The organism is Georgenia satyanarayanai (assembly GCF_900116375.1).
Classification (GTDB): domain Bacteria; phylum Actinomycetota; class Actinomycetes; order Actinomycetales; family Actinomycetaceae; genus Oceanitalea; species Oceanitalea nanhaiensis.
The window spans coordinates 98,097-114,610 of sequence record NZ_UETB01000010.1 but is presented as its reverse complement, the minus strand read 5'-3'; the positions used below and the strand labels follow the sequence as shown (position 1 = coordinate 114,610).

Below are 16,514 nucleotides of genomic sequence, written 5' to 3'. Positions count from 1 at the left end.
GCTCTCGTCGCAAGATCGAGGCATGACGTTCAACGAGGGGGTCCGGGCGGACTCGCGCCGGGTCCGCACGTCCGGCGGGCGGCGCGGCATGGCGATCGGCGGCGGGATCGGCGGGGGAGGGCTGCTGCTCGTCGTGGCGTTCATGCTGCTCACGGGACAGAACCCCGCGGGTCTGCTCGACGGCGGCGGCAGCCAGCCACAGGGCGAGGGTGCCGGCGTGGACCTCAGCCACTGCCAGACCGGCGCGGACGCCAACGAGCACACCGAGTGCCGCATGGTCCTCACCGCCGACGCCCTCGACGTCTACTGGGACGGCGCCATGGCCGAGGCGGGGGAGCAGTACGCGATGCCCGGCTTCGAGATCTTCACCGGCTCGGTCGGCACGGGCTGCGGCTCGGCGACCGCCGCCGTCGGCCCGTTCTACTGCCCGGCCGACAGCTCGGTCTACCTCGACCTCGGCTTCTTCGACCAGCTCGAGACCCAGCTCGGCGCGCGCAACGCACCGCTCGCGCAGATCTACATCGTCGCCCACGAGTGGGGCCACCACGCCCAGCACGCCCTCGGGATCATGGACACGGCGGACCGCACCGACACCGGCCCCACCGGTGACGCCGTGCGCACCGAGCTGCAGGCCGACTGCTACGCCGGGATGTTCGTCGGAGCCGCGGCCGGCACCGTCGACCCGGACTCGGGAGAGACCTTCCTCCAGGAGCCGACCCGTGACGAGGTGGCCTCGGCGCTCGAGGCCGCGGCCGCCGTCGGCGACGACCGCATCCAGGCCTCCGCCGGCCAGGAGGTCTCGCCGCACACCTGGACCCACGGCTCCGCCGAGCAGCGCACCCGGTGGTTCACCACCGGCTACGAGCAGGGCACGGTGCGGTCCTGTGACACCTTCGCCGTCGCCACGCCCTGACCCGCGCCGGCGGGGTCACGGGCCCTGCTGCGAGGGTTCTCGTGGGTGACGCCGGGCGAAGTCCCAGGCGATGGCGCTGGCGTCCGGACCGGCGCGGTCGGTGAACAGGCCACTGCCCGCCGGGCCCGGCCAGGCGTGCCCCATGTCGCGGACGAGGTAGTACTCGACGAGCGACCTGCCGTCGGTCGTGGTGAGCGTGGTGTGCGTGTACGCGTGCCTGCCCTGGTCCGCGGGCACCGTCGTCGTCGCCTCGGACAGGTCCGGGCCGCCGTTGAGCAGGCCGTCGTCGACGAGGTCGGCGACCGCGGTCCAGTGCTCGACGAGGCGTGTGGCGACGCGTGTCGGGACGACCTCGTCGTCCTCGCCCTGGATGACCAGCAGCGGGACCTGCCGCGCCCGGTCGCCCATCTGGGACCACGCCTGACGAGCGGTGTACTCCGGGGGCGTGGAGCCGGGGTCGTCCGGATCCACCTGGTTCAGCCCGTACTCACCACCGGCGACGGAGGTCGCCGTCGCGAAGACGTCGGGGTAGGTCACGGCGAGGATGACGGCGGCCCCCGCACCGGACGAGGCGCCGACGACGTGCACGCGGTCCGGGTCCGCGTCGTAGTCCTCGACGACCTGCCGGGCGACACCGGCGAGCAGCGCCGGCTCTCCGCTGCCGCGGTGCTGCTCCCGTGGGTCGGCCGAGTCCCAGCAGTTGATCGCGCTGCGGAACATCCGTTGGGTCGGGTAGACGGCGATGAACCCCTCCGCGTCGGCCAGCTCGTTGAGCGCCGTCGTCGCCTTCATCGAGTTCCACCCGTAGCCGGTCATCCCGCAGCCGTGAATCGCCATGACGACCGGCAGCCCTGCCCTCCCCTCGGCCTGAGCCGGAAGATGGACCTGGAACCGCAGGGAACCGCCGGCTCCCTCGTACGTGTCGTTGCGGTCTCCCTCGCGCATCCACCAGGGCAGGCCGAGCTGGAAGACTGCCGCGGCGAGGGCGACGACGGCCACGAGCCCGAGCACGGCTCCGGCGGCGATCCACCGGCGTCCGCGGTGTGCTCGTGACCGCCCGGACGGGTGCGTGCTGTCGTGGGCGGTCACGGTGTGCCTCAGCCGAGGAACCGGCGCAGGGCCGCGTTGACCTCGTCGGCGTGGGTCCAGAGCAGCCCGTGCGGGGCGCCCTCGATCTCCACGTACTGCGCGTCGGGCAGCAGCTGACGGAAGCGGCGGGCCGTGGCGTCGATGGGCAGGATGGCGTCGGCGGTGCCGTGCAGGATGAGCGACGGCAGGCCACTGTCGCGGACCGCCTCGATGTCGGCGCGGAAGTCCTCGATCCAGGAGGGGACGACGGCGTACGCCGCGACGGGGGCGCTGGAGACGGCGACGTTCCAGCTCGCGGTCACCGCCTCCTGGCTGATCCTGGTGCCGAGATTCTCGTCGAGGTTGTAGAAGTTGGTGAAGAACTCGGTGAACCAGGCGTAGCGGTCGCCCTTCGCCGCCGCCTCGATCCCGTCGAAGACCTCCTGCGGCACACCCTCGGGGTTGTCGTCACGGGCGACGAGGTAGGGCTCGACAGAGGCGAGGAACGCAAGCCCGATGACCCGTTCGTGGCCGTAGCGCGCGACGTAGCGCGCGAGCTCACCGGTCCCCATCGAGAACCCGACGAGGACCACGTCGCGCAGGTCCAGGTCCTCCAGCACGGCGCTGAGGTCGGCGGCGAAGGTGTCGTAGTCGTAGCCGGACCCGACCTTGGAGGACTGCCCGAACCCGCGCCGGTCGTAGGTGATGACGCGGTAGCCGGCGGCGAGCAGCTCCCGGGTCTGGCGCTCCCAGCTGTGACCGTCGAGCGGATACCCGTGGATGAGGACGACCGGCTGCCCGGTGCCGTGGTCCTCGTAGTAGAGCTCGACCGGGGCGCCGTTCTCGTACCCGGTGGTGATGTGTCCCATGATGACGCGCCTCTCGTGAGTGGACTGTCGGTGTGCAGTCAGCCTCGCAGCGGCGGCCACGTCCTCGCGTCGGTGAAAGTCCCTGAGGTGAGCCGCGGGTGGGCACCATGCCGCGGCCTCGACCAGCACGGGGCGGACGGGCGTCGACCAGGGCCCGGAGCAGCGGTTGTCCCGCCATCCCAGGCGATGTCCGCTCGTGGTGACGTCCTTGCCCCGGACCCTGGTGGGACGCTCCCGCGTCCGGAAGACTTACGTAGTCGGGCGCGGGCGAACTCCATCGGACACGGACGGAGCACACATGGCAGGCATCGTCGGTCGGCGCGCTGAGTGCGACGCTGTCGACCATCTGCTCGCGGGAGCGCACGCCGGACGCAGCGGGGCGCTGCTGATCCGTGGGGAAGCGGGCATCGGGAAGACGGCACTGCTGGAGTACGCCCGCGACACCGCTGCCTCACGCCTCCGGGTCGAGAACGCGGTGGGGGTGGAGTCCGAGACACAGTTCGCCTTCGCAGGCCTGCACCAGCTGTGCGCTCCGCTGCTCGACCACGCGGGTGTCCTGTCCGAGCCGCAGCAGACCGCCCTCGACATCGCGTTCGGGCGGCAGGAGGGGGCGACGCCGGACCGGTTCCTCGTCGGGTTGGCCGCCCTCCACCTGCTCGCAGAGGCCGCCGAGGAGGCGCCGCTGCTGTGTCTCATCGACGACGCGCAGTGGCTGGACCAGGCCTCGGCGCAGGTCCTGGCGTTCGTCGCGCGGCGGGTCGCGGCCGAGCGGATGGCGCTGGTGCTCGCGCTGCGGGACCCCACCGACGGTGACGTCCGTCCGTTCGCCGGCCTCCCGGAGCTGCACCTCGACGGGCTCAGCGCCGGCGACGCGCGCGCGCTGCTGGCCGCCGAGGTTCGCGCGCCGCTGGACGTCCTGGTGCGCGACCGGATCGTCGCCGAGGCACGCGGCAACCCGCTGGCCCTGCTCGAGCTGCCCAGGAGCGCGCCGGCCCACCAGCTGGCGGGCGGGTTCGACGTGCCCGAGGTGCTGAGCGTCCCGCGCCGTGTCGAGGAGAGCTTCCGGCGCCGCTCCGCCACCTTGCCGGCCGACACGCAGCGGCTCCTGCTGCTCGCCGCTGCCGACCCGACGGGCGACGTCGCGCTGCTGTGGCGCGGGGCCGCGCACCTGGGGATCGCCGCGGACGAGGCATCCCTGCCCGCGGAAGCGGCCGGGCTGCTCGAGATCGGCTCCAGGGTGCGGTTCCGCCATCCGCTGGTGCGCTCGGCCGTCTACCGGGCAGCGACGGCTCCGGACCAGCGTCGTGCCCACGGAGCGTTGGCCGTCGCCACCGACTCACGCAGCGACCCCGACCGGAGAGCCTGGCACCGCGCGCGGGCTGTGCTCGGCACCGACGAGGCGGCCGCCGCCGAGCTGGAGCGTTCGGCCGGGCGGGTGCGCGCCCACGGCGGGCTGGCCGCCGCCGCCGCGTTCCTCCAGCTTGCCGCCGAGCTGACCCCCGACCCCGCTGCGCGAGCGACACGGGCGCTCGAGGCCGCCCACGCCAAGCACGATGCCGGTGCGTCCGATGCCGCGCTCGAGCTGGTGAGCATGGCCGCGTCCGGGCCGCTCGATGCCCTGCAGCGCGCACGGCTCGAGCTCCTGCGCGCCCGGATCGCCTTCCACCAGACGCGGGGAAGTGACATGCCGGGGATGCTGCTCGACGTTGCGAAGACACTCGTCCCGCTGGACCCGGCGCTCGCCCGTGAGACGTACCTGCACGCTCTCGACGCGGCGATCCATGCCGGCTACCTGGCACGAGGGCGCGGCCTGCCAGAGGCGGCCGAAGCCGCCCGTGACGCGCCCGCGTCGCCCGGTCAGTCGCGGCCGGTCGACCTTCTCCTCACCGGTCTGGCCACGAGGTACACGCAGGGGTTCGAGGAGAGCGTCCCGGCCTTGCAGCGGGCACTGGACATGTTCGTCCAGCGAGAGCCTGGCGTCGAGGACGACGACCGCCAGTGGCTGTGGCTGGCGTGCCACGTCGCCTCGATGCTGTGGGACGACGAGGCACTGTACGTCCTGGCCGGTCGCGCGGTCCGGCTCGCCCGTGAGGCCGGCGCCATGTCCACGCTCCCTGCCGCGCTCAACGCCGTCGCCTCGATCCTCGTGCTCACCGGTGAGCTCGCCCGGTCCAGCGAGCTGGCCGCCGAGGAGGCCGCCATCACGCAGCTGACCGGGGCACCACCGTTGCCGAACGCCCGGCTCATGCTCTCTGCCTGGAGCGGTCGACGGCTCGAGACGGTGGACCGGTACGACGCCATGGTCAAGGAGGCGACCGAGCGCGGTGAGGGGGGCAACGTCGGCCTGGCTCAGGCCACGCTGGCCGCGCTGCACAACGGCTTGGGCAACTTCGCCGAGGGTCTCGCCGCGGCGGCACCGCCGTGCGACCACGACGACCTGGCGTACAGCAGCCTGGCCCTTCCCGAGCTCGTCGAAGCAGCAGTCCGCGCCGGCGAACCGGAACGCGCGGCAGCCGCGGCGGAGCAGCTCTCCTCCCGGGCTCGTGCCAGCGGGACGGACTTCGCGCTGGGGCTGGCCGCGCGGTCACGTGGCCTCACGACGATCGGTCCAGCCGCCGAGGACCACTACCGCGAGGCCATCGTCCGGCTGACCAGCTGCCGGTGGGCCGTCTTCCTCGCCCGCACCCATCTCGTCTACGGCGAGTGGCTGCGGCGGCAGGGCCGCCGCCAGGACGCCGGCGACCAGCTCCGCACCGCCCACCAGCAGCTCTCCGACATGGGGATCGAGGCCTATGCCGAACGAGCAGCCCGTGAGCTTCGCGCCCTCGGTGAGCACCCCCGAGCACGCACGCCCGGGGCGGCGTCGTCGCTCACGCCCCAGGAGGCGCAGATCGCGCGCCTCGTCGCCACCGGCGCGACGTCCCGGGAGGTCGCGACGCAGCTGTTCCTCAGCCCTCGCACGATCGAGTCCCACCTCCGCAACATCTTCCGCAAGCTGGGGATCACCTCCCGGCGGCAGCTGGACGCAGCTCAGCTGCCGTGACGGCGTCGCCGTGCGCGCGCCGGGAGGGGAGCGGGACAACCCCGTCCCGGTGGTCCGTGTCCGCGGACCCGCGGGCGCCGACCAGGCCCCTCGCCGCGGAGCGGAGCGCCTCCTCGAAGGACCGAGCGCTCTGGAACCGGCAGCCCGGGTCCTTGGCGAGCGCCGTGAGGAGGACCTCGTCGAGCTCCGGAGGGATCTCCGGGCGGTAGGTGCTTGCTCGCGGAGGGGCCTCGTGCACGTGCTGGTAGGCGACGGCAACCGCATGGTCACCGACGAAGGGTGGCCGTGCGGTCACCAGCTCGTAGAGCAGGCAGCCCGCCGAGTACAGGTCGCTGCGCGCGTCGGTGCTCTTCCCCTGGACCTGCTCGGGGGAGAGGTAGTCAGCGGTCCCGAGGAAGCCCTGGGTCGCCGTCTCGACGGGATCACCGACGAGGTGCGCGATCCCGAAGTCCACGACCTTGATCGCGCCGTCCGGCGTGACCATGACGTTGGCGGGCTTGATGTCCCGATGGACGACGCCCGCGCGGTGGCTGACCTCGAGAGTCGCCAGAACGGCGGTGAGGTACCAGACCGCCTCCTCCAGCGTGGGCGCGTGCTCGCGGAGGCGGCCGCGGAGGGACTGGCCGGCGATGTACTCCATGACGATGAACGGGGCGCCCGACCCGCCCGCCTCGTGACCGTCGTCGTCCACCTGGCCGACGTCATGGACCGTGACGATCCCGGGGTGGTCGAGGCGAGCCAGCGCCTGCGCCTCCCGCCGGAAGCGGTAGCGGTGCAGGGGGTCTCGCGCGAGGTCGCTGCGGAGCACCTTGACCGCGACCGGGCGCTCGAGACAGATGTCGCGAGCCAGGTGGACGACGGCCATCCCGCCCTCGCCGATGACGTGGCTGAGGACATAGCGTCCGCCGAGGATGCGATCGGGACTCATAACCTCTCCTGAGGGTCCGGTGGTCGGGCGGGGCCGAGGACGGCCGGCTCGTCCGGTACGGCCGCCGTCGCGTGCCGGCGACGCTGCGAGCGTTCCACCGGCGGCAGCGGCCTCGCGTCGGTGACGACCACGCAGGTCGTCCCTGACTGCCCTCGAGGAGACCCGGGGGAGGCAGGTGCCTCAGCGCCCGCCCGGGCGGTGTCGGTCCTCACCGGAAAGAGCGTGCGACGCGCCGTAGACTGGTTGGCGCCGCGCGGCCGTCGTCGCCGGCACCCCACCCCCGAACGTCTCTGAGGTCTGCCTGTGATCACCGCCCACGACGTCTCGATGCGCATCGGCGCACGCGAGCTGCTCCACGAGGCGACGTTCCGCGTCGACGCCGGGATGCGGATCGGGCTGGTCGGGCGCAACGGCGCCGGCAAGACCACCCTCACCAAGCTGCTGGCCGGCGAGGACGCGACCTCCGGCGTCGTCCAGCACACCGGCTCGATCACCCGCACCGGCGAGATCGGCTACCTCCCGCAGGACCCGCGGACCGGCGACATGGACGTCCTCGCCCGCGACCGCGTGTTCTCCGCCCGCGGCATCGACGGGATCCTGCGCCGCATCCGCAAGGCCGAGTCCGACATGGGCACCAAGACGGGTGACGCGCAGGCCAAGGCGATGGAGCGCTACTCGCGGCTCGACGCGGAGTTCGACGCCCAGGGCGGCTGGGCCGCGGAGTCCGAGGCCGCGCGCCTCACCTCCAACCTCGGCCTGCCCACCCGGGTCCTCGACCAGCCGCTCCACACCCTGTCCGGTGGCCAGCGCCGCCGCGTCGAGCTGGCCCGCATCCTCTTCTCCGGCGCCGAGACCCTCCTGCTCGACGAGCCGACCAACCACCTCGACCACGACTCGATCGTCTGGCTGCGCGAGTACCTCGCCGCGTACTCCGGCGGCCTCATCGTCATCTCCCACGACGTCGAGCTGCTCCGCGCGACCGTCAACACCGTCTTCCACCTCGACGCCACCCGGGGCGAGCTCGACGTCTACAACCTCGGCTGGGACGCCTACCTCAAGCAGCGCGAGCAGGACGAGCGCCGGCGCCGCAAGGAGCGGGCGAACGCCGAGAAGAAGGCCTCGGTCCTCCTCGCCCAGGCCGACAAGATGCGCGCCAAGGCCACCAAGGCCGTGGCCGCGCAGAACATGATCCGCCGCGCCGAGCGCATGGTCGCCGGTCTGGAGGACACGCGCCGCGCCGACAAGGTCGCCCACCTGCGGTTCCCCGACCCCGCACCCTGCGGCAAGGTGCCGCTCACCGCCGAGGGCCTGTCGAAGTCCTACGGCTCGCTCGAGGTCTTCACCGACGTCAACCTCGCCATCGACCGCGGCGCGAAGGTCGTCGTCCTCGGGCTCAACGGCGCCGGCAAGACCACGCTGCTGCGCATGCTCGGAGGGGTCGAGGAGCCGGACACCGGGGAGGTCGTCCCGGGGCACGGGCTCAAGGTCGGCTACTACGCCCAGGAGCACGAGACCCTCGACGTCGAGCGGACCGTCGTGGAGAACCTCCGCTCGGCGGCCCCGGACCTCACCGACACCCAGGTGCGCTCGGTCCTCGGCTCCTTCCTCTTCTCCGGGGACGACGCCGAGAAGCCCGCCAAGGTGCTGTCCGGCGGGGAGAAGACCCGCCTGGCTCTCGCCGTGCTCGTCGTGTCCTCGGCCAACGTCCTGCTCCTCGACGAGCCGACGAACAACCTCGACCCGGCCTCCCGCGAGGAGATCCTCGGGGCGCTGCGCACCTTCACCGGTGCCGTCGTCCTCGTCACCCACGACGAGGGCGCCGTCGAGGCGCTCGAGCCGGACCGCGTCCTCCTCCTGCCCGACGGCGACGAGGACCTGTGGAACGACTCCTACCGCGAGCTCATCGCCCTGGCCTGAGCCGGTCCGGACGTCAGGGAGTGGTCGGGGACGCGTCCTGGAGGCGGTCGGACGTCTGCCAGTACATGTCGACGTAGGAGAACTCGGTCCGGTAGCACTCGTCGTCGGCGCCGCTCTCGACCGCATCGGTGGAGACGACGTAGCTGTACTCCTGGCCGTCGAAGATCACCGAGCCCAGCTCGTGGCCGGCCCCGCTCAGGCACTCTTGATATCGGGTGAACGCAGCCTGGTACTCGTCGAGGGTCACCTCCCGGTCGTCGAGAGCCGCCGCCTGCTCGCTGGACGCCTCGGACAAGTCCATGTCGGTTGGTGAGTCGTCCATGCTCCCAGGAGTCGAGGCCGTACAGCCGCCGAGCGCCAACCCGAGTGCGAGGACCGCCGCCGGAGTGCCGCTCCTCGCCGTTGCCATGCTGACACTCTCCTCTAGTCGTCATCGTCTAGTGCCGACGAACATACCGATCCGAACCGCTGTCGTCACCCGACAGGAACCGAACGGGAGCCGCCGTGCCGCTCAGCTGCGGGTAACAACTCAGCGCTCGGTGGTGGGGGCGGGGAACAACTCAGCGCTCGGCGATGGGGCGGGGCGGGGAACGACTCAGCGCTCGGCGGTGGGGGGGGTGGGCGTGGGTGGGGCTACCGGTCCTGGAGCTGGGCGTCGATGAGGGCGTCCTCCTCGTCGGCGTCCGAGCGTCGGCGGGGCTGGCGCAACGGCGCCGCCGGGCGCTCCGGCACGCCTGCCAGCTCCTTCGCCTCCCGGCGCGCGAGGACGACGTAGCCGACGATCGCGCCGAGCCCGAAGACCCACCACTGGAAGGCGTAGGACAGGTGCGAGCCGGGGCTCGTGTCCGGGCGCGGGAAGGGTGTCAGCCCCTCGACGGGGGCGCCGTCCTCGGCGGTGGCCAGGAGGTACCCGTCGAGCATCTCGCCGCCCTCCACCCCGGCCGCCGCGGCCACGGTGCCCGGCTCGATCCGGTACACCTGGCCGGCCGGCGCGGTCCGCTCGTCGGCCCCCTCGGCCGCGCGCAGGCGTCCCTCGAGCGTCACCTCACCGGCGGGGTAGGCCGGCAGCTGCGGGTCGCCCTCCCCGAGCGGCACCCACCCGCGGTCGACGACGACGAGCCGGCCGCCGTCGTCGTCCTCCACCTCGAGGAGCGCGAGGACGCGCGCGGCGGCACTGCCGTCGACGGGACGGTTGCGCACGACCACCTGCTCGCCGGTGTAGCTGCCCTCGAGGACGACGCTGCGCCACACGAGGTCGGCGGGCACGGTGTCCTCGACGAGCTCCTCGACCGGCACCGGGGCGCTGTCGTAGTTGCCGTTGACGAGGGCGTTGGCGGCCGAGCGCTCCTCGTGCCGGCTCCACTGCCACGCACCGAGGAAGACGCAGGCCACCGCGATGACGAGGAAGGTGACGGCGAGGCCGACCCAGCGGCGGGAGAGCAGGAAGCGGTAGCGGCTCATAGGTCGGTGACCGGCACGACCTCACGCAGGAACGAGCGCGACCCGAGGAAGGTCTCCAGGTGCGTGCGGTGCTCCTCGCAGGCGAGCCAGGTCTTGCGGCGCTCCTCGGTGTGCAGCCGGGGGTTGTTCCACAGCAGGCCCCACGCGGCGGTCCGGCGGCAGCCCTTGGCGCTGCACACCTGCTCGGCGGGCGCGGTCTCGTCGGCCGGCGTGCTCACCTCAGGTAGCCACCTCTCAGGTCGATGGGCGGGTAGGTCGGGCGCTGCGCGGAGGAGGGCGCCTCGATCTCGGGGGCTTCCATCAGCGTATCCGCTGGGGCGGGGCGCTCCTTGCCCGCGTTGGCCAGGACGACGGCGAAGTACGGCAGGAGCACCGCACCGGCGACCATGACCCAGCGCAGCCAGCCGTCGGTGAAGAGGATCCCCACGAGGCAGCCGGAGCGGATGGCCATCGAGATGACGTAGCGGACCGCGCGGCCGTGGACGTCCTCGCTCAGCGGTCGCCCCACTGAGGTGATCGCGTGAACACGCTGTCTCCTGCTCACTGAGCAAGGGTAGTCCCCGGACGCCTCCCGCGCGTCGGGGCCGCCGTCGGCTACCGTTCCACCGGACGACATACAGGAGGACATCGTGAACGACACCGACGCACGCAGCGTGCTCGTCACCGGCGCGAGCCGGGGCATCGGCCGCGCCGTCGCCGAGGCCTTCGTCGCCGCGGGGGACAAGGTCGCGACCATCCACCGTGGTGGGGACCTGCCCGAGGGCGTCCTCGGGGTCCGCGGTGACATGCGCGACACCGCCGCCGTCGACGCCGCCATCGGCGAGATCGAGGCGGCCCACGGGCCCGTCGAGGTGCTCGTCGCCAACGCCGGCATGACCCGCGACCAGCTCCTCATGCGGATGAGCGACGAGGAGTTCGAGGAGGTCCTCGACGTCAACCTCACCGGCGTCTTCCGCTGCGTGCGGCGCGTGTCCAAGGGCATGATCCGCAAGCGCGGGGGCCGCATCATCCTCATGGGCTCCGTCGTCGGCATGTACGGCAACGCCGGACAGGTCAACTACTCCGCGACCAAGTCCGGCCTCATCGGCATGGCCCGGTCGATCACCCGCGAGCTCGGCTCGCGCGGGATCACCGCCAACGTCATCGCCCCCGGCTTCATCGACACCGACATGACCCGGGCGCTGCCCGAGGCGCAGCAGGAGAAGCTGCGTACCGCGATCCCCGCCGGCCGTTTCGGCGACGTCTCCGACATCGTCGGCGCCGTCCAGTACCTCGCCTCGCCCGCCGCCGCCTACGTCTCCGGGGCCGTCATCCCCGTCGACGGCGGACTCGGCATGGGCCACTGACCTCACCCTCGCGACAGGAGACAGCAATGGGACTTCTCGACGGCAAGACCCTCCTGGTCACCGGCGTCCTCAAGGACAACTCGATCGCCTTCCACGTGGCGCGCCTGGCGCAGGAGGAGGGGGCCACGGTCATCCTCACCTCCTTCGGGCGCCAGCTGCGGCTCACGCAGGTCACCGCCCGCCGGCTGCCCGTCCAGGCGCCCGTCGTGGAGCTGGACGTGACGAACCCCGAGGACCTCGCGGCCCTCGCCGACCGCGTGCGTGAGCACGCCGACCACCTCGACGGCGTGGTCCACTCGATCGGTTTCGCGCCCCAGTCCGTCATGGGCGGCAACTTCCTCGCGGGGGAGTGGGCCGACGTCGCCACCGCGATGGAGGTCTCCGCCTTCTCTCTCAAGTCGCTCGCCGTGGCCGCCCAGCCGCTGCTCACCAAGGGCGCCGGGATCGTCGGGCTCACCTTCGACGCGTCCTTCGCCTGGCCCGTCTACGACTGGATGGGCGTGGCCAAGGCCGCCTTCGAGTCCACCGCGCGCTACCTGGCCCGTGACCTCGGCCCCGAGGGCGTCCGCGTCAACCTCGTCTCCGCCGGCCCGATCCGCACGACGGCCGCGACCTCCATCCCCGGCTTCGAGCAGATGGAGAGCGTCTGGGCCGAGCGCGCCCCGCTCGGCTGGGACGTCAAGGACGCCGAGCCGGCCGCCCGCGCCGTCGTCGCCCTGTGCTCGGACTGGTTCCCGGCCACGACGGCGGAGATCGTGCACGTCGACGGCGGCGTCCACGCGATGGGGCAGTAGGTGACGCCCCGCACCCTCGTCCTGCTGCGCCACGCCCAGGCCGAGCCGGAGAACGGCCTGGGCGACGCGCAGCGCCCGCTGTCGGGGCACGGCCGGCGCCAGGCGGCCGCGCTGGGACCCGTCCTCGCGGCCGAGGTCGGCCACCTCGACGCCACGCTCGTCTCCAGCGCGCTACGGACGACCGAGACGTACAAGCTCGTCGCCTCCGGCTGGGACGGCGCTCCCGAGGCCGACGTCCGTGACGAGCTCTACGAGGCCGGACCGCGCGACGTGCTCGCCGTCCTCGCCGAGCTTCCCGACGACGTCCGCCGGGTCCTCGTCGTGGGCCACGAGCCGACGACCTCCGCCCTCGCCCACCTCCTCGACGGCGAGCGCAGCACCCTCGCCGAGATGGTGTCCCTCGGGATGAGCACCGCGAACGCCGCCGTGCTCGAGGTGCCGGTGCCGTGGGCCGAGCTCGGCCGCTCGACCGCCCGCCTCGTCACGGTGCTGCGCCCCGAGCTCTGAGCGCCTGCTCCTGATCCGCGCACAAGTCCGGCAGAGGGGCCGCTGATCGGCACCTGTCCCGGCGTGTCGCTCGCGTGTCGCCGACTTGTGTGCAGGTCAGCGACGGCGGTGGTGCGCCCTCAGCCGCCGAGCAGGCCCAGCACGGCGTCCAGGCGCGGGAAGGTCACGGCGGCGCGCGCCTGCTCCTGGACCACCGGCTTGGCGCAGTAGGCCACGCCCAGCCCGGCGGCACCGAGCATGTCGAGGTCGTTGGCGCCGTCGCCCACGGCCACCACCCGCTCCAGCGGCACGCCGTCCTCGGCCGCCCAGGTGCGCAGGTGGCGCTCCTTGGCGGCGCGGTCGACGACCGGCCCGGCCGTGCGACCGGTGAGCCGCCCGTCCTGCACCTCGAGCCGGTTCGCGACGACGTGGTCGATGCGCAGCTCCTCGGCGATGGGCCCGACCACCTCGAGGAAGCCGCCGGACACGAGGGCCACCTTCCCGCCGCGCTCGTGCACCGCGGCGACAAGTTCGCGCGCGCCCGCGGAGAGCTCGACGGCGTCGCGCACGGCGTCCACCACGCCGGTGTCCAGCCCGGCCAGGGTCGCGACCCGCTCGCGCAGGCTGGCGGCGAAGTCGAGCTCCCCGCGCATGGCCCGCTCGGTCACCTCGGCCACCTGCTCGCGGGTGCCGGCGTGCTCGGCGAGCAGCTCGATGACCTCGGCGGTGATGAGGGTGGAGTCGACGTCCATGACGAGCAGGCCCACGCCGTCGGCGGCGAGGGGACCGGCCGTCACCGCGACGTCCACCGCCAGTGCCGTGGCCGGCCCGCGCAGCTCGGCGGTGAGCGCGAGGTCGAGGTCGGCGGCGGCGCCGGGGCGCGCCGTTCCCTCCACGACCGCCCCGGACCAACCGGGGCGGGACGTGTCGGCGGTCGTGACGTCGTCGGCGACGGCGGTGAGCAGCTCGCGGGCGTGCTCGACGAGCGCGGGCAGGACCGGGCGGGCGGAGACAAGACCGATGCGGATCACCGGCCCAGATTACGGGGGCCCGGCGATGCGTCGCCCTTCCCGCTCATCCGCGGGCGCCGAGAGGGGCGACCGACGACCGGGAAGGGCGACGCAAGCGGCGGCCGGGCGCCCGCTCAGCGGCGGACCGTGGCGCCCTTGGGCACGACGGTGATGCCGGACTCGGTGACGACGAAGCCCCGCTCCATGTCGTGCTCCGGGTCCACGCCCACCTGGGCGCCGTCGGCGATGTGGACGTTCTTGTCGATGATCGCCCGGTCGACGACGGCGTTGCGGCCGACGTCGACGTTGTCGAAGAGCACGGAGTCCCGCACCGAGGACCAGGAGTTGATCTTCGTGTTCGGGGAGATGACCGAGCCCACGACCTCACCGCCGGAGACGATGACACCGGGGGAGACGAGGGAGTCCAGCGCGTGGCCCAGCCGCTCCCGGTGGCCGTAGACGAACTTCGCCGGCGGCATGCCGGGGTTCCCGGTGAACAGCGGCCACTCGTTGTTGTAGAGGTTGAAGACCGGGGAGACGGAGATGAGGTCCTGGTGGGCGTCGAAGTAGGCGTCGATCGTGCCGACGTCGCGCCAGTAGCCGCGGTCGCGGTCGGAGGCGCCGGGCACCTCGTTGTCCTTGAAGTCGTAGACGCCGGCCTGGCCGCGGTCGACGAACCACGGCACCAGGCTGCCGCCCATGTCGTGCTTGGAGCCGGAGTCCTCGGCGTCCACGCGCAGCGCCTCGATGAGCGCGTCGGTCGACACGACGTAGTTGCCCATGGAGGCGAGCACCTCGTCGGGGGCGTCCGGCAGGCCCTGCGCCTTGGCGGGCTTCTCGAGGAACGCGCGGATCCGCCTCGGGTCGGCGGGGTCGACGTCGATGACGCCCAGCTGGTCGGCCAGCGAGATCGGCTGGCGGATGCCCGCGACGGTCATCGCGGCACCCGAGTCGATGTGCTGGTCGACCATCTGGGAGAAGTCCATGCGGTAGATGTTGTCCGCGCCGACGATGACGACGATGTCGGGCTGCTCGTCGTCGATGAGGTTGAGCGACTGGTAGACCGCGTCGGCGCTGCCGAGGAACCAGTGCTTGCCCACCCGCTGCTGCGCGGGGACGGGGGCGACGTAGTTGCCCAGGTGCGTCGACAGCCGCCACGTCTTGGCGATGTGGCGGTCCAGGCTGTGGGACTTGTACTGCGTGAGCACGACGACGCGCAGGTAGCCGGAGTTGACGATGTTCGACAGGGCGAAGTCGATGAGCCGGTAGATCCCGCCGAAGGGGACGGCCGGCTTGGCGCGCTCCTCCGTCAGGGGCATGAGCCGTTTTCCCTCCCCGCCGGCGAGCACGATGGCAAGGACCTTGGGGTTGTGGGTGCGCCGAGGTGACATGCCGCTGACTCTAGGGCTGCTTAGATGGTCCTGCAGGTCTAATCACCGGTCCCGACAGGAGGGTCCAGCATGCGCGTCGACATGCTCACCAGGGAGTACCCGCCCCACGTGTACGGCGGGGCGGGGGTGCACGTCGCCGAGCTGGCCCGCGTGCTGCGCAGCCGTGCCGACGTCCGCGTCCACTGCTTCGACGGACCGCGGGAGGACGACGGCGTGCGCGGCTACTCCGCCGTCGCCGAGCTGGCGGGCACCAACGCCGCCCTGCAGACCTTCGGCGTGGACCTCGCCATGGCCGACGCCGTCCGCGGCACCGACATCGTCCACTCGCACACGTGGTACGCGAACCTCGCCGGGCACCTGGGCGGGCTGCTCCACGACGTCCCTCACGTCCTGTCGGCCCACTCCCTGGAGCCGCTGCGCCCGTGGAAGGCCGAGCAGCTCGGTGGCGGGTACGCGCTGTCCTCGTGGGCCGAGCGGACCGCCTACGAGGGTGCCGCGGGCGTCGTCGCGGTGAGCGGCGGGATGCGCGAGGACATCCTGCGCAGCTACCCGGCCGTGGACCCGGACAAGGTCACCGTCATCCACAACGGCATCGACCTCGCCGGCTGGCAGCGGCCCGCCGGGGAGGAGGCCGAGCGCGCCGAGCGGGTGGCCCGCTCGCACGGCATCGACCCGACGCGCCCCGCCGTCGTCTTCGTCGGGCGCATCACCCGGCAGAAGGGCCTGCCGCACCTGCTGCGCGCGGCCCGGGCACTGCCCGAGGACGTCCAGCTGGTCCTGTGCGCCGGCGCCCCGGACACCCCGGCGCTCATGGAGGAGGTCCAGGCCGGCGTCGAGGAGCTCAAGACCACCCGCGGGGGCGTGGTGTGGATCGAGCAGATGCTCTCCCGCGCCGACCTCATCGCCGTGCTCACGGCCTGCACCGTCTTCGTGTGCCCCTCGGTCTACGAGCCGCTCGGCATCGTCAACCTCGAGGCCATGGCGGTGGGCCTGCCCGTCGTCGGCTCCGCCACCGGCGGGATCCCCGAGGTCGTCGACGACGGCGTCACCGGCACCCTCGTCCCGATCGACCAGGTCACCGACGGGACCGGCACACCGGTGGACCCGGCGCGCTACGAGGCCGACCTTGCCGCCGCGCTCACCGCCGTCGTCGGCGACGAGAGCCGTGCGGCCGAGATGGGCGCCGCCGGACGACGCCGCGCCGAGGAGCACTTCTCCTGGGAGTCGATCGCCGACCGCACGCTCGCGTTCTACGAGCAGGTGCTCGCCGGGTCCTGAGGGCCCGGGC

Annotated in this window: 16 protein-coding genes; 7 read left to right on the top strand and 9 right to left on the bottom strand. The window is 72.8% G+C overall.

The genetic code is table 11. The annotated features are described in order from the left end of the window. The first annotated feature begins 22 nt into the window (after positions 1-22). A complete protein-coding gene (gene ypfJ, locus DSZ44_RS13140; protein ID WP_110853084.1) occupies positions 23-913 on the top strand; it encodes a KPN_02809 family neutral zinc metallopeptidase in 891 nt (296 codons plus the stop codon). 15 nt (positions 914-928) lie between these two features. Here ypfJ and DSZ44_RS13135 read toward each other — a convergent pair whose 3' ends face one another. Both DSZ44_RS13135 and DSZ44_RS13130 read right to left on the bottom strand, forming a co-directional pair. Next, positions 929-2,002 carry an extracellular catalytic domain type 1 short-chain-length polyhydroxyalkanoate depolymerase gene (locus DSZ44_RS13135; RefSeq protein ID WP_146237554.1) on the bottom strand — a complete coding sequence of 358 codons (1,074 nt, stop codon included), beginning with the start codon at positions 2,000-2,002 and terminating at the stop codon, positions 929-931. 8 nt (positions 2,003-2,010) lie between these two features. Further along, positions 2,011-2,850: an alpha/beta fold hydrolase gene (locus DSZ44_RS13130; RefSeq protein ID WP_110853082.1), complete on the bottom strand. Its 840-nt coding sequence runs from the start codon at positions 2,848-2,850 to the stop codon at positions 2,011-2,013. Between the two features lie 298 nt (positions 2,851-3,148). On the opposite strand from DSZ44_RS13130, the gene DSZ44_RS13125 reads away from it, so the two are divergent. After that, on the top strand, positions 3,149-5,893 hold the full coding sequence (locus DSZ44_RS13125) for an ATP-binding protein (RefSeq protein ID WP_110853081.1): 2,745 nt from the start codon (positions 3,149-3,151) through the stop codon (positions 5,891-5,893). Here the strand turns inward: DSZ44_RS13125 and DSZ44_RS13120 are convergent. Continuing rightward, the gene (locus DSZ44_RS13120) at positions 5,853-6,821 is read right to left on the bottom strand and encodes a protein kinase domain-containing protein (RefSeq protein WP_110853080.1); all 969 of its coding nucleotides are present in this window, start codon (positions 6,819-6,821) and stop codon (positions 5,853-5,855) included. The genes DSZ44_RS13125 and DSZ44_RS13120 overlap by 41 nt on opposite strands. A 303-nt stretch (positions 6,822-7,124) precedes the next feature. Between DSZ44_RS13120 and DSZ44_RS13115 the strand changes: the two genes are divergently transcribed. Beyond that, positions 7,125-8,738, top strand: a complete 1,614-nt coding sequence (locus DSZ44_RS13115; protein WP_110853079.1) for an ABC-F family ATP-binding cassette domain-containing protein — start codon at positions 7,125-7,127, stop codon at positions 8,736-8,738. 13 nt (positions 8,739-8,751) lie between these two features. Here DSZ44_RS13115 and DSZ44_RS13110 read toward each other — a convergent pair whose 3' ends face one another. The 4 genes from DSZ44_RS13110 to DSZ44_RS18350 all read right to left on the bottom strand — a co-directional run bounded on the left by DSZ44_RS13110 (position 8,752) and on the right by DSZ44_RS18350 (position 10,743). Then, on the bottom strand, positions 8,752-9,060 hold the full coding sequence (locus DSZ44_RS13110) for a hypothetical protein (RefSeq protein WP_146237553.1): 309 nt from the start codon (positions 9,058-9,060) through the stop codon (positions 8,752-8,754). A gap of 311 nt (positions 9,061-9,371) precedes the next feature. Further along, positions 9,372-10,199, bottom strand: coding sequence for an SURF1 family cytochrome oxidase biogenesis protein (locus DSZ44_RS13105; RefSeq protein ID WP_110853077.1), 828 nt, complete (start codon positions 10,197-10,199; stop codon positions 9,372-9,374). Further along, positions 10,196-10,417 (bottom strand): hypothetical protein, encoded by a 222-nt coding sequence (locus DSZ44_RS13100; RefSeq protein ID WP_110853076.1) that lies wholly within the window; start codon positions 10,415-10,417, stop codon positions 10,196-10,198. The genes DSZ44_RS13105 and DSZ44_RS13100 overlap by 4 nt, the downstream gene beginning before the upstream one ends. Further along, the gene (locus tag DSZ44_RS18350; RefSeq protein ID WP_181424639.1) at positions 10,414-10,743 is read right to left on the bottom strand and encodes a DUF3099 domain-containing protein; all 330 of its coding nucleotides are present in this window, start codon (positions 10,741-10,743) and stop codon (positions 10,414-10,416) included. The genes DSZ44_RS13100 and DSZ44_RS18350 overlap by 4 nt, the downstream gene beginning before the upstream one ends. Before the next feature lie 85 nt (positions 10,744-10,828). Between DSZ44_RS18350 and fabG the strand changes: the two genes are divergently transcribed. The 3 genes from fabG to DSZ44_RS13080 are packed head-to-tail and all read left to right on the top strand — an operon-like array spanning position 10,829 to position 12,846. Further along, positions 10,829-11,545: a 3-oxoacyl-ACP reductase FabG gene (gene fabG / locus DSZ44_RS13090; RefSeq protein ID WP_110853074.1), complete on the top strand. Its 717-nt coding sequence runs from the start codon at positions 10,829-10,831 to the stop codon at positions 11,543-11,545. 26 nt (positions 11,546-11,571) lie between these two features. After that, entirely contained in the window at positions 11,572-12,339 is a 768-nt protein-coding gene (gene fabI / locus DSZ44_RS13085; RefSeq protein WP_110853073.1) for an enoyl-ACP reductase FabI, read from the top strand. Next, positions 12,340-12,846, top strand: coding sequence for a SixA phosphatase family protein (locus DSZ44_RS13080; protein WP_110853072.1), 507 nt, complete (start codon positions 12,340-12,342; stop codon positions 12,844-12,846). Between the two features lie 119 nt (positions 12,847-12,965). On the opposite strand, the gene serB is transcribed toward DSZ44_RS13080, so the two are convergent. Then, a complete protein-coding gene (gene serB / locus DSZ44_RS13075) occupies positions 12,966-13,661 on the bottom strand; it encodes a phosphoserine phosphatase SerB (RefSeq protein ID WP_502530290.1) in 696 nt (231 codons plus the stop codon). Between the two features lie 308 nt (positions 13,662-13,969). Next, positions 13,970-15,226 carry a glucose-1-phosphate adenylyltransferase gene (glgC, locus tag DSZ44_RS13070; RefSeq protein ID WP_110853071.1) on the bottom strand — a complete coding sequence of 419 codons (1,257 nt, stop codon included), beginning with the start codon at positions 15,224-15,226 and terminating at the stop codon, positions 13,970-13,972. Between the two features lie 69 nt (positions 15,227-15,295). On the opposite strand from glgC, the gene glgA reads away from it, so the two are divergent. Then, positions 15,296-16,504, top strand: coding sequence for a glycogen synthase (gene glgA / locus DSZ44_RS13065; protein ID WP_110853070.1), 1,209 nt, complete (start codon positions 15,296-15,298; stop codon positions 16,502-16,504). Positions 16,505-16,514: the final 10 nt, after the last annotated feature.